At 67.9% G+C, this 12,698-nt stretch carries 11 protein-coding genes; 4 read left to right on the forward strand and 7 right to left on the reverse strand.

Features of this window, described 5'->3' with window-relative positions:
- Window positions 1-45: 45 nt before the first annotated feature.
- From ACIBH2_RS20920 to ACIBH2_RS20945, 6 genes are read right to left on the reverse strand one after another with little or no spacing between them, the layout of a single operon-like run.
- Window positions 46-1,014: an AAA family ATPase gene (locus ACIBH2_RS20920; RefSeq protein ID WP_397119746.1), complete on the reverse strand. Its 969-nt coding sequence runs from the start codon at window positions 1,012-1,014 to the stop codon at window positions 46-48.
- On the reverse strand, window positions 1,011-3,782 hold the full coding sequence (locus ACIBH2_RS20925) for an AMP-binding protein (RefSeq protein ID WP_397119748.1): 2,772 nt from the start codon (window positions 3,780-3,782) through the stop codon (window positions 1,011-1,013). The genes ACIBH2_RS20920 and ACIBH2_RS20925 overlap by 4 nt, the downstream gene beginning before the upstream one ends.
- The gene (locus ACIBH2_RS20930; protein WP_397119750.1) at window positions 3,775-4,635 is read right to left on the reverse strand and encodes a phytanoyl-CoA dioxygenase family protein; all 861 of its coding nucleotides are present in this window, start codon (window positions 4,633-4,635) and stop codon (window positions 3,775-3,777) included. The genes ACIBH2_RS20925 and ACIBH2_RS20930 overlap by 8 nt, the downstream gene beginning before the upstream one ends.
- Window positions 4,632-5,381 (reverse strand): class I SAM-dependent methyltransferase, encoded by a 750-nt coding sequence (locus tag ACIBH2_RS20935; protein WP_397119752.1) that lies wholly within the window; start codon window positions 5,379-5,381, stop codon window positions 4,632-4,634. Before ACIBH2_RS20935 ends, ACIBH2_RS20930 begins: the two co-directional genes overlap by 4 nt.
- Window positions 5,378-7,249: an asparagine synthase (glutamine-hydrolyzing) gene (gene asnB / locus ACIBH2_RS20940; RefSeq protein ID WP_397119754.1), complete on the reverse strand. Its 1,872-nt coding sequence runs from the start codon at window positions 7,247-7,249 to the stop codon at window positions 5,378-5,380. The genes ACIBH2_RS20935 and asnB overlap by 4 nt, the downstream gene beginning before the upstream one ends.
- A gap of 2 nt (window positions 7,250-7,251) precedes the next feature.
- On the reverse strand, window positions 7,252-8,163 hold the full coding sequence (locus tag ACIBH2_RS20945; RefSeq protein ID WP_397119756.1) for an alcohol dehydrogenase catalytic domain-containing protein: 912 nt from the start codon (window positions 8,161-8,163) through the stop codon (window positions 7,252-7,254).
- A gap of 141 nt (window positions 8,164-8,304) precedes the next feature.
- Here ACIBH2_RS20945 and ACIBH2_RS20950 point away from each other — a divergent pair, with 141 nt between their 5' ends.
- Both ACIBH2_RS20950 and ACIBH2_RS20955 read left to right on the forward strand, forming a co-directional pair.
- A complete protein-coding gene (locus tag ACIBH2_RS20950; RefSeq protein ID WP_397119758.1) occupies window positions 8,305-9,150 on the forward strand; it encodes a helix-turn-helix transcriptional regulator in 846 nt (281 codons plus the stop codon).
- 69 nt (window positions 9,151-9,219) lie between these two features.
- Window positions 9,220-9,984 carry a glucose 1-dehydrogenase gene (locus ACIBH2_RS20955; RefSeq protein WP_397119760.1) on the forward strand — a complete coding sequence of 255 codons (765 nt, stop codon included), beginning with the start codon at window positions 9,220-9,222 and terminating at the stop codon, window positions 9,982-9,984.
- On the opposite strand, the gene ACIBH2_RS20960 is transcribed toward ACIBH2_RS20955, so the two are convergent.
- On the reverse strand, window positions 9,981-10,445 hold the full coding sequence (locus ACIBH2_RS20960; protein ID WP_397119762.1) for a hypothetical protein: 465 nt from the start codon (window positions 10,443-10,445) through the stop codon (window positions 9,981-9,983). The genes ACIBH2_RS20955 and ACIBH2_RS20960 overlap by 4 nt on opposite strands.
- Window positions 10,446-10,555: 110 nt before the next feature.
- On the opposite strand from ACIBH2_RS20960, the gene ACIBH2_RS20965 reads away from it, so the two are divergent.
- Together ACIBH2_RS20965 and ACIBH2_RS20970 are read left to right on the forward strand one after the other, a co-directional pair.
- Complete coding sequence (locus ACIBH2_RS20965) at window positions 10,556-11,938, forward strand: TerD family protein (RefSeq protein WP_397120941.1); 1,383 nt, start codon at window positions 10,556-10,558, stop codon at window positions 11,936-11,938.
- A 149-nt stretch (window positions 11,939-12,087) separates the two neighbouring features.
- Window positions 12,088-12,462, forward strand: a complete 375-nt coding sequence (locus ACIBH2_RS20970; RefSeq protein WP_397119764.1) for a hypothetical protein — start codon at window positions 12,088-12,090, stop codon at window positions 12,460-12,462.
- Window positions 12,463-12,698: the final 236 nt, after the last annotated feature.

Below are 12,698 nucleotides of genomic sequence, written 5' to 3' on the forward strand. Positions count from 1 at the left end.
TCTCGGTGCGAGACAAGAATTTTCGACGGCGGCGCGTTGTGCGATTCAGCGTGTGAGAAGCGCTTTCACATGGTCGATGGCTTGTTCGGTGCGGGTTTCCCAGTCGCCGTGCAGTTCGATGGCGGTGCGGCCAGCGTTGGCGAGCGCCTCCTGGCAGCGGGTGTGGAAGGCCGCGCCCTCGTCGGGGATGTAGCGGACGGGGTCGTGCACCCACGGGACGTCGGGTGCGGTGAGGAAGGTCAGGTTGTAGTCGCGTCCGCTGGCCGCGGCGGCGACCTCGGGCGGGCAGGAGCCGAGCAGGGTGTCGGCCCACACCGTGGTGAGCAGGGGTTCGGTGTCGCAGAACAGGATTCGGTTGGCATTGCGGGCGAGGGCCTGTTCGGAGGCGATCTGACCGTGTACGAGTTCGGTCCAGTCCAGGCCCTCGAGGGCGCCGCCGCGGCGCTCCAGGACGGTGCGCGCCCATTCGGGCACCCACACCGTGTCGAAGGTTTCGGCGAGAGTGCGGGCCAGCGTCGTCTTTCCGGTCGATTCGGGGCCGATAACGCTGACGCGCCGTACGAAATGCGGACGGACACAACGGGGAATGTGCTCCCAATACCGCATGGGATCCTCGCGGACAGCCGTGCCGCTGACGGGAACGGCCGCGCGCGGCACGTCGACCGCGATGAATGTCGCGCCCAGAATCTCGGCGAGTTTCTCACCGTAGGGTTCGGAGGCGAAGACGATATCGGGGCGGTAGGGCAGCACGCGTTCCAGGCTGGCCTGCCAGATATTCCAGAAGTCGGGATGTTCGCTGGGGTCCTGAGGGTTCTCGTCGGTGAGGTGGACGACGGTGTCGAACGGAAACAGTTCGCGCATCCACCGATAGCGGTCCGCGCCGGGAATCGGTTCGGCGGCGAGGGTGCCGACGACAATGGTGAGTTCGTCCACCCAATGACGGGCGAATTCGCAGAGATAGACGTGTCCGGCGTGCGGCGGCATGAATTTGCCGAGCACCATTCCTCGGGTCATAGGGATTCCTGGATGGTTTGGGCGACGTTGCTGGCCCGCAACGCGAATTCGACGTAGCGGGTGAGGAGTTCGGGATCGGCGGGCGGTATCGCGGTGCCGGTGGCGGCGCGCAGGACGGTGGTGGGGAAGCGGCGTCCGGTGTGCAGGAACAGGTCCGCGTCGCGATGTTCGTCGGCGCCGGTGAGCCGGTAGGAGGCGGCGATGAGCGCCAGGGCGTCGCGGGTGGTGAGTCGTTCGCGGGCGCGCCGGAGGAATTCGGCGGAGGTCACCGGTTCGATCCGGACGAATTCACCGAGCGCGGAGCGTAATTCGCGCAGCGTGGCACCGTGCTCGCCCGCGACATGGACCATGGGCACCGGCGCGCGGGAGATCAGGTCGGCGATGACGGTGGCGGCGTGGTCGACCGGGGTGATGTTGACGCGGAGCCGGTCTTCGTTGTCGGTTGGCAGACAACCGATCTCGGCTACGGTACGGAGAAAGGCGGTGAGCGGGCACGTGGGCCCGCTCATGCCGGTGAGTGAATGACCGGTCAGCAGCCCGGGTCGGATGACAGATAGGTGCGGAACGCTGTGCCGCAGTAGCTTTTCGGCGATCCATTTGGATTGCGGATAGCCGCCGACCACGTGGGTGGTATCGGTGAACCGAGTGTGTTCGTCCAGCGTTTCGATGTTCGAGTCCGTGGCGGCGAGTACGGCGAGGGTGGAGATGTGGTGCATCCGCGCCCCCGATCGCCGTGCGAAGCGGGCGATTTCGACCGCGCCGCGCACATTGATGGCGGCGAGCTCGGAATAGGGGAGTCCGAGGCTGAGCGTCGCGGCGGCGTGCACGATCTTCCCTACGCGATTGGCCAGGGACAGCCACGTTGTGTCGGACAGACCAAGCTGTGGCGCTGCGATATTCGCGGAGTACACCCGGATGCGGGGATGTGCGGCCAGCGCTTCGAGCCTGGCGCGGGCATGGCCGTCGTTGTCGGCGCGGACCAGGCAGTGGATTGTCGCGTCGGTGCGGGCGAGGAGTTCTGGCAGCAGGTGACCACCGAGGTACCCGGTCGCGCCAGTGAGCAGCCAGTCCGTGCCGGTACCCGAACCGATGGGGGTGGTCGTTGTTTCGGCGGCGTGCCGGGCCGCCGCGGCGTCGAGTTCGGCCACGGTGCGATGTCCCGTGCGTGGTGCGCGGGCTATGGCGTGCGGGGTGCGGGCGGTCAGGAGGGCCGTCGGCTCGATACGCATGCCGTGCAGGGCGGCCTCGGCGACAATGCGAATGGCGGCGAGGGAATCGCCGCCGAGCAGCTGGAAGTCGTCGTGCGGGCGCGCATGGACACCCAGAACTTTCGTGAAAGCCGCTGTGATGACTTGGATTCGGCGCGCATCCGAGGTGCGCGACGACCGTGTATCCAGCTCGGATTCGACGCGGCGCAAGTCGATCTTGCCGACGTGATTGCGTGGCAGATCGGCCACGAGCACTACGCGGGGGAGCATCCAGGAAGGAAGCGTGGTCGCGAGCCGGTCTCGAATCGTGCTGGCCCGCACCGTGGCATCGGAGGGGCGCACCTGGGCGGTGAGTACGCCGTCGATCGCGACGACCGCGGATTCGGCGACGCCGTCGATATCCCGCAGGCGCGCCTCGATCTCCTCCGGGCAGATCAATCGGCCTCGAAACTTGAGCTGGCGGTCGGCGCGACCGAGGAATTCCCAAGTGCCATCGGAGTGTTGGCGAACCAGATCGCCGGTGCGGTACCAGTGCCGCCCGCCGCGGAGGACGAATCGGCGCTGCTCGAGTGCGGGCCGGTCGATATAGCCGAGGGCGACGGCGGGGCCGCCGATGAGCAGTTCGCCGTCGACGAGCGCGTAGTCGACGTGGGGGAGCGGAGTGCCGAGCAGCGGCCGGTCCCAGGTCGTATCGCACAGTCCCATGCTGGTGCAGATGGTGGCCTCGGTGGGCCCGTACACATTGATCAGCCGCACGACCGACGCCCACGCGCGAACGGTGGCGGGCGGGCAGATCTCGCCGCCGATCACGACGGTTTCCAGTGTGGCGGGCAGGGTTTCGGGATCGGTGAAGGTCAAGAGCGAGGGTGGCAGGTCGGCGTGGGTGATGCGGTGCGTGCGCAGCAACTCGGTCAGGGTCGATGCGGTGGCGGGGTCGCGGGGGATCACGAGGGTGGCAGCCGAGAGCAGTGCGGTGCCGATATCGGAGAGGGAGGCGTCGAAGGCCGTCGACAGGGTGCACAGCGCGCGCTTGCCGAGACCCAGGCCGAACAGGTCGATCTGGGCGGTGAGCATCGGCACCAGTCCAGCGTGTCCGACTCGCACGCCTTTGGGCTCACCGGTCGAGCCGGAGGTGTAGATGATGTACGCGGTGGAGTTCGGCGGCTGGGATGTGCTGGCCGTCACCGTGTTCGCCACGTCGGTCGAGACGATCTCGAGGCCCGACGCGCCGCCGACCAACACCGCTCGGCACCGCGCCTCCCGGATGATCAGCTGAATCCTGCGCTCCGGCGCATCGGGATCGAAGGGCACGAAGGCGGCCCGCGACCGCCACACCGCGAGCAAGGCGGCCACATGCCACGCACTGCGCCCGGTGCGCAGTCCGACGACATCTCCCGGACGAATCCCGTTGCCGCACAGCCTCTCGGCCAACCTCTCGACCTGTTCGGCGAGCATGGCGAACGTCCACACGGCGTCGTGCGCGTCCACCGCGACCGCGTCCGGATGCCGTCGGACCACCTCGTCGAACCGGTCCATGAACCATGCCCACTGCTCAGCCATCGGTCATGGCATCCACGTCGTGGGGCTGTATGTAATCCGGCACCGCGCTACCCCGGGACCGGTTGTCGACATCGGGGGCGGACAGCCCCGCCGCGTGATCGCCGAGGTGCACCACCCGCGCGTCCAGACTGAACCGCGACAACCCGCTCCACTGCGGCAGAGTGCGATGAAAGTGACTGCCGGAGAACAACAGCACCTCACCCGCGCGGCAGGAGAACCCGACCTCGGGACCGTACTCCTCCTCGGCGGTCACCTGCGGGTAGCGGGCCCGCAGCGAGGCGTCGCGATCCTGCCAGCCGATCTTGAGGCTCCAGCCGCGCGACACCCAGTCGTCGTAGTCGAAGATCTCGGAGTCGTTGGCCACCGGGCGGTCGAACCGTCCCGGATAGAAGACGAAGGTCTCCTCGGCGGTGAGATCGTCCAAGGCGATCCAGACCGTCACCACCGAACCGGGGTGCCCGTACCACGTGTCGCGGTGCGGGTAGTACACCGGCGCCGCGCGCGGATTATCCGCTGCCCCATGGATGATGGCGCGGACCCTGGCCGGATCGAAGGCGGTCTCCGCGGCCGGGAAACCGACGTCTGCGACGGTATCGCGGAACAGCCGCTGCCCTTCGGGCTCGGTGTAGACGCGGCGGCGCACCCGCCCCACACGCTCGAAAAGCTCGGCGTCGTCGTAGTGTTCGTGCGCGCGCCGAGGAGTATCGCCGAGTTCGGCCGTCAGGCAGGCGCGCGCGTAGTCGACAAGGCGCAGCGACGACGTCGTCGGCGGCAGCAGGAAAACCTTGCCGTCGTAGAGGTTTCGGCGCAGTTCGGTGTCGTCGTCGGGTCGAATGCGGAGCGGGAATGTCATGACGGTCTCCTCGCCAGCAGAATGCACCGTGGACTGTCCAGGTGCAGCGGGCCTCCGGAAAGGTCCCCGTACAGGTCGATGTCGTGGAATCCGGCCGCCCGCAGCATGGCCACGATCGTGTCGGGGAGGTACAGGCGCACCGAACTGTGGTGGCGGGTGGCGAATTTGCCGTCCACGAAATACGTCCAGTCCTTGAGCATTCGGCCCTCGGCCAGATCGACGGAGGTTTCGCGGACCAGCAGCACCTCGCCGAGGGGCGTGGTCCGTCGCGTCACGGTGTCCCGCCGGAAGCCACGCAGGACGCCGGGGAGATTCATGGTGTCGAGCGCGAACCGGCCGCCCGGGCGTAGGGCGTCGAAGGCGCGATCCAGCATGCGCTGGTTCTCCGCATCCGATCCGTAGCCGAAGCTGGTCCACCAGTTGAAGACCGCGTCCACCGGCTTCGCCGGTGCGTAGTCGCAGGCGTCGGCGGCGACGAATTCCGCTGCCACACCGGCGGTCCGCGCATCGGCGCGAGCGCGCTCGATATAGGAGGCCGCCTGATCCACGCCGACGAGGTCGAAACCCCTGGCGGCCAAAGGAACCGCCAGACTGCCGATGCCGCAGCACTGATCGAACACTCGGCTGCCGGGGGCGATATCCAGCCGCTCGACGAGGAAATCGAGCGTCGGCTCGACCTCACCCTCCGCGCGGACCAAGAGATGTTCGGCGAGCAGCTCGTCGTACAGTTCGGCCCACCAGGTCATGCGCTCATCTCCCAGCTCGTGTGCAGAATCCCCACCGAGGTCGCGAACAGCAGCACCGGATCGAAGGCTTTGCGCCGCACCGGATCCCAGTCGTCGTACTCGCGCAGGAGGGCGGCGAGGCGCGCGGTATCGAATACGCCCATGTGCCGTATCGACGTGTCCGAGAGCACCTCTCGCACCAAGGCCAGCATGTGCGTACCGATCGGTGGTCCGAGGAACGGATGCTTCTCGCGCTGTAGAACCGCCGCGGGCAAGACATCGCGCATGGCACGACGCAGCAGCCACTTCTCGACGCCTTCGCGAATCTTGAGCTCGGTCGGCAGTGCCACCACATGCTCGACGAGCGCGCCGTCCAGGAACGGCAGCCTGCCCTCCACGCCGTTCGCCATCTCCAGGCCATCGCCGAGGGCGCGCAGAATGTAGCCTTCCAGCGCGAATTTGGTCCACAAGTACGCCGACTGCTCGACCCGCCCACGCCCGGTGAGCCTGCGGTCGACATCGATCTCGGCGAGCAGCGCGCGCCCGGCGTCCCGGTCGCCGAATCCCTCGAGCCACGCGGGGCGCAGCAGCCGCCGAACACGTTGTCCGAAGGCAGCTTTGGCGGCCAGCCAGGTCGGGACGAAGCCGAGCGTCTCCCGGACCGCCGCCAGGCCGATCCCCTCCCCGTCGGGCAGCATCAACCCGGCCGAGGCGCCGTTCGTATCGCGCAGCGCCGCCAGCGAACCGCGCTGATCCACGCGCAAATGCGGGTAGCCGAACAGGATTTCGTCCGCGCCCTCGCCGGTGAGCGCGACCTTGAACCCGGCCTCGCGCACCGCCGCGTGCAGTCGGAGTTTCGCGGCGGCATGGGTATTGATGCATGCCGCCTCCGCGAACCGCACCGCATCCGGAAAGGCCTGTGCGAGATCACGGTCGGTGACGGCGACCGTGTGCAGGCGTGCGCCCAGGTGCGCGGCGGTCGCGGCGGCCAAGGGCTGCTCGTCGTAGACGCCGCCGTCGGTGAACGACAGGGCGAACGCCTCGAGGCCGTCACGCTGCCGGGTCGCGGCGGCCAGGACCGCACTGGAATCCAGGCCGCCGGAGAGTTGAAACGCCACGGGGACATCGGCTTCGAGGCGTTGGGCGACGGCGGCGTCGAAGCGGGCCCGGAACTCGGTCACCGCCTGTTCGGGCTCGCGGGCCGTCGGTTCGGCGGGGTAGTCGAGATCCCAGTACTCGCGAATCCGTATTCGACCGTCGCGCACCAACATCCAATGCCCTGCCGGAAGGGCGCTCGCTCCGGCGAACACGGTGGCATCGGGTGCGCCGTACTGCAATCCCGCGCACTGCCACAGCGTGCCGTGATCCCAGGCGGCGGGCAGACCCAGGGCGAACAAGCCGCGTACCCGCGAGGCCACCAGGATCCGGTCGTCGTGTCGTGCCCAGACGAGCGGTTTGACGCCGAAGCGGTCACGCGCGGCGAAGAGCACCTGATCGCGATCGTCCCAGAGGACGAACGCGAATTCGCCGTGCAGCCGCGCGGTCATGGCCGGGCCCCACTCGGCCCACGCGTGCGCGACGACCTCGCTATCGCCGCGGGAGACGAAATGGTGTCCGCGACGGGTCAATTCGGCGCGCAGGGCGGCGGTGCCGTAGAGCTCACCGTTCACCACCGCCACGACGCGGCCCCGCGCCGCGAACACCGGCTGAGCACCGCCCTCGAGGTCGCGGACGGCGAGCCGCGTATGGCCGAGCCCGACGCGACGGTTCTCGGATATCCAGTGCCCCTGCCCATCCGGTCCCCGATGCGTGAGCGCTTTGATCGCGGCGGCGAGGGCGTTCTCGTCGACGCGGCCCGCGATACCCAGTGCCGCCACGATGCCGCACATACTCAGCTCGCCTCGTTCGGGTCGAGAAACAGCTTGGGGCCCATCGGAACCCGGTGATACTCCGCGAGCGCGTCGGCGAATCGAGACAGCGGATACACCTGTCCGAGCAGGTCGTCGATATCCAGTTCACCCGCCCACCGGACCGCCTCGTCGAACGATCCGTACGACACCGCGGCCAGGGTCACGTCATTGCGCACCGCCCGTGCGATATCGAGCGGAACCGGGCCCGCCGGGCGACTCTTGAGTACGACGACGCCACCGGGGCGAACCAATTGGACGGCGCGTCCGAGACCCTCGGCGGTGCCGGAGGTCTCGACCACGAAGTCGGCGGGGCCGTCCGGTGCCAGTCCGAGAAATCCGTGCGCGCGCAGGACTCGCAGCGTGAGATCGGCGATCCGCCCGGACCCCACCACGACCCCACGCTGCTCCGGGCGGATCGGAGCCCGTAAGACCGCCGTGGTGGCCGCGATCGGCTCGATGTAGGCGGCACGGCGCAGCGGCAGCTCGTCCGGGACTGCCCGCACGCTGGCGACCGGAACGACGACCTGTTCGGCGAAACCGCCATCCACATCGACCCCGAGCATGAGCGCGTGCGCACAGCGGACGCCCGCCGCGCACTCCTGGCAATCACCGCAGTCGATCAGCGGGGACACCACCGCCACGCGCGTGCCCACCGCGTACGTTCCGGCGTCGTCGGCCTCGATCACCTCGCCGACCAGCTCATGCCCCAATATCCGCCGAAAACCCAAGGGCAGCAGCCCCGTCGCCGCCTGCACATCGGTACGGCAGATTCCCGCCAGCAGCACCCGCAAGCGCACCCACCCCACAGGGCGCTGTGGGACTGGCACGCGCTCCACGCGGGCAGCGCCCGCCGCGCCGACCACCGCCTGCATCAACCCCGTACCCCGGAACACTCATACCCCCGTCGAACAGGCATCGAGAGTAACAGGTACGGATTCCGCGCTCACCGGACTATTCGGGGGCCGTTGGTGCGCCGCCCCCAGGCATGTCCAGGGTGTCGAATACTCCGACGCGTCCCATGGTTACCTTCCTCTATGACCAGCGAATCCGCATCGCGCCGCCGCGAACAACTGCGCGACTTCTTGCGCTCCCGGCGCGCGCGTCTCTCCCCGGCCGCCGTGGGTATCGAAACGACCGGGCGACGGCGCACTCCCGGGCTGCGGCGCGAGGAGGTCGCGGTCCTCGCCGGGGTCGGGGTGTCCTGGTACACCTGGCTCGAACAGGGCCGCGATATCACGGTCTCGGCGGAGGTGCTCGATGCGATCGCCGGGGCGCTGCGGCTGAACGGGCCCGAGCGCGTGCACCTGTACCTGCTGGCGGGGCTCAATCCGCCGGTCGTGCCGGGCAATCCGCGCGCGGAGGTCACCGCCGAGATGCGGCGGTTGCTCGACGCGTGGGGCCATCGCCCGGCGGTGCTGCGGGACCGGTATTGGAATGTGCTGGCCTACAACGACATCGCGCGCCTGCTGTTCGGCTTCGATGGTTCGCCCGCCAACTGCCTGGTCACCTACTTCACCAATCCGAGGTACCGCGCGATGCACGACATCTGGTCCTCGGCCGCCCCCGCCGTCGCGGCCGCGTACCGCGCCGACGCCGCGCACTTTCCCGAAGACCCCGAATTCCACCGCGTCGCGGACAATCTCAGCGCGTTGAGCCCCGAGTTCGCCGACCTGTGGTCTCGCCACGAGGTGGGAGTGCCGACCCAGTCGACCAATGCCCTGCGCCATCCGGAGGTCGGCGAACTCCATTTCGAGGCCACCACGCTCGTCTTCGCCGACCACCCGGATCGAAACCTGGTGCTCTACAACCCGCGACCGGATACCGACACCGAAGCCCGCCTGGACCGGCTCTACCAGCTCCGACTGGCCGCCCCCGCCTGATCCTGGTGGTGCCACGCCTACGATAACTCCGCACTGTATGTCCGCGTCGCGGCGCGGCACGCTGAGTCCATGACACACAACGGTTCTCGATTCGACGGCAAGATCGCGCTCATCACCGGCGGTACCAGCGGAATGGGGTTGGCCACCGCGCAGCGTCTGGTATCGGAGGGCGCGCGGGTCGTGATCACCGGCCGCGACAAGAGTCGCTTGGACGCCGCGGTCGAGCAGTTGGGCGACCGCGTTCTCGGAATCGCGGGCGATACAACGAGTCTCGCCGACCTGGATGCCTTGGCGGCCGCCATCGACCAGCGGTACGGGCGTCTGGACGTGGTCTTCGCCAATGCGGGTATCGGCGCGTTCGCCCCCGTCGACACGGTCACCGAAGCCGAGTTCTACCGGGTCGTGGACATCAACCTCAAAGGCACGTTCTTCACCATCCAGAAGACGCTGCCCCTGCTGCGGTCGGGTTCCTCGATCGTCATCAACGCCTCCTTCGCCCTCACCCGCGGCGTCCCCTCCGCCGCGCTCTACTCCGCCACCAAAGCCGCCATCCACAATCTCGCCCGCACCCTCGCGGCGGAGCTGTCTCCCAACGGGATTCGCGTGAACTCCATCAGCCCCGGTTACATCGACACCCCCGCGTTCCGCAGTGAAGCCTCCCCGGAAGCCCAGGCGTCGGTGGCCTCCGCCATCCCCGCGGGCCGTATCGGCGAATCCTCCGAAGTGGCTGCCGCCGTGGCTTTTCTGGCCTCCGACGAAGCCTCCTACATCAACGGCCAGGACCTGCTGGTGGACGGCGGCCTGATCAATGCCGTTCCCGCCCAGATGATCTAGACCGGCCAGTCGTCGTCCTCCCTGGGCCGTCGGCTCCTGAGCGTGGGCAGGGCCTCGCGCAGCCGCTCCGCGAGCTTGGCCATCGTGGCCTCCTTGGTGCCCATCTCCCGGGCGAGCACCTGCGGCGGCAACTCCAGATCGTGCGCCATCAACCCGTGCCGATCCGCCACCACCCACGCGCAGGCCCGCGCCCAATCGATCGGATCCCCCTCCAGCAGCAAATCCCCTGCGGCATAACCCAGCCGCTCCGCCACCAGAGCGGACTCGTAGGAGTAATTCGTCCCCAACGATTTCCCCGCGAACCGCCACGCGTGCGCGGCCACTATCTGTACGACCTTCGCGATCTTCTCGTCGACCCCATCGACACACGGCCGCGGCGGCAACCCGACCTCCGGCAGACTGAAGTACTCCACCGCCACCGGATCGTCGAGATCCCCATCCCACCCCTCAGGCACGGTCATGCGGCCAGATTACGCCTGCTCACCCGCCCGCCATGGGGCGAATTCACCCGAAAGTCCGCCCATCAGGTCAGCGCGTGACGCCCGATTCGTATAGGTTGACACCCGTGGGGATGATGAAGGGTGCCAACGTCCCGGTGCCAGCCAATGCCGTCCGTATCGAACTTGGATGGCAAGCGGGCCAGGGAGTTCCAGACGCGGACGCGTCCGCGCTACTGCTCGTCGGCGGGAAAGTCCGCTCCGACAACGACTTCGTGTTCTACAACCAACCCGCCCACCCCTCCGGCGCGGTCCGCCACGAAGGCAAACAGCACGGCCACACCATCCTGGACACTCTGTTCGTCAACCTGGCCCAGGTGGAACCCCAGGTCGAGACCATCGTGATCGCCGCCTCCACCTCCGGCGGCACCTTCCGTCAGTTCCGGGGCCTGTACGTCCGAGTGCTCGACGCGGCGAACAACACCGAACTGGCCCGCTTCGACAGCGCAGACGCCACCACCGAAACCGCCTACGTCCTCGGCGAGTTGTACCGCCGCCAAGGGGCCTGGAAATTCCGCGCGGTCGGCCAGGGCTACGACTCCGGACTGGCCGGTCTGGCAACCGATTTCGGCATCTCGGTGGACGACGCCCCCGCGCAACAGCAGTACACGCCACCTGCGCAGCAGCAGTACGCTCCGCCCGCCCAGCCGCAGTACGCGCCGCCACCGCCCGCACAGCAGTACACCCCGCCGCAGCAGCAGTACACGGCCCCACCGCAGCCGCAGTACGCGCCGCCCCCCGTGCAGCAGCAATACACGCCGCCCCCGGCCCAGCCGCAGTACGCACCCCCGCCGCCACCCCCCGCCCCGGCGACCCCACCCCCCGCTCCGGTCAGCCTGACGAAAATCTCCCTGACCAAGGAAGCCCCCACGGTCTCCCTGACCAAGTCCGGCGCCACCGGCGGCACCATGCGAGTAAACCTCAACTGGACCACCACCAAAGGCTCCGGCCTCTTCGGCCGCAAACGCGACCTCGACCTGGACCTCTGCTGCTTCTACGAACTCATCAACGGCGCCCTCGGCTCCGTCCGAGCCATGGACCGCCGCTTCGGCGACCTCCACAACCCACCCTTCATCCGCCTCGACCAGGACGACCGCACCGGCGCCAGCGCCACCGGCGAAAACCTCGACATCAACCTCGACTACACCAAGTTCTTCCGCCGAATCCTCGTCTTCACCTCGTTGTACGAAGGCGCAAGAGACTTCCGAGGCGTCCAAGCAACCGTCACCCTCCACCCGGTCAACAGCGCCCCCATCGAAATGACCTTGGACGGCTGCACCAACGACTCCCGAGACGCAGTTCTAGCCGTAATCGAAAACATCAACGGCGAGCTGGTAGTCCGCCGAGAATGCACCTTCATCCGCCCACCTGCCGGACAACCAGGCGCCGGTGTCGCGGAGATCATCCGCCTCTACAACTGGAACTTCAACATCAAGGCAGGCCGCGGCAAGGACTGACCTTGCGAACTCTCCCGCCGCTGAAACGCCTGATACCGCTACTGGTTCTTCTGGCATCGAGTGCGGGCTGCTCGATCCTCGACCCGTCCGGCACCAAAGACATTCCCTACCCGACCGTTTCGCCACCCCCGGGTATGAAACCGTCGACCATGAGCTATTTCGGTTGGGCCGTCCCGTCGGAGTGGCGACAAGAATCCGACAACGGCGCCTACACCTACTACTCCGCGACCACAATCGCCGCCTCAGCGACCGTCTCCACCCTGACGGCCTGCCGAGACCCCGCCACCGCCCCAACCCTGGACGACTGGACAACCCGCCTAGGCACCCCCACCCAAACCTCCCCCCTCTCCATCCCCGGCGCCGCAGGCGGCTGGCGCTACAACATGTCCGGCGGCACCCAAGCCCCCGCGACCGTGCTACTCACCTGGCTCCCCAACTGCGAACACGAACTGTGGATCACCGTGTACACAGACGACGCCGCGGACCGAATCATCCCCACCATCGTCGCCCAGCAGGAGAAGTAGCTCCTCGTCGAGGTTCGCGCCCTTCGCACCGAGTGCGAAAAGTGGTGCGTGAAGTGCGAATTGAGGTCATCTGTCGGGGTAGTGGTCTACCGTGGCCGATGCAGACCGTTCGCGAACCGATAACGGAGCGTCATGAGCACCCCAGTTCAGGCTGTGTTCTCCCGCGTTGTTGTGCTTCACACGGTGGGGGAGCGTGTTGTTGGACGTGTGAATGTCGGACCCGCCGTGGGTGTTTC

This window comes from Nocardia sp. NPDC050406 (assembly GCF_044459025.1).
Lineage (GTDB): Bacteria > Actinomycetota > Actinomycetes > Mycobacteriales > Mycobacteriaceae > Nocardia.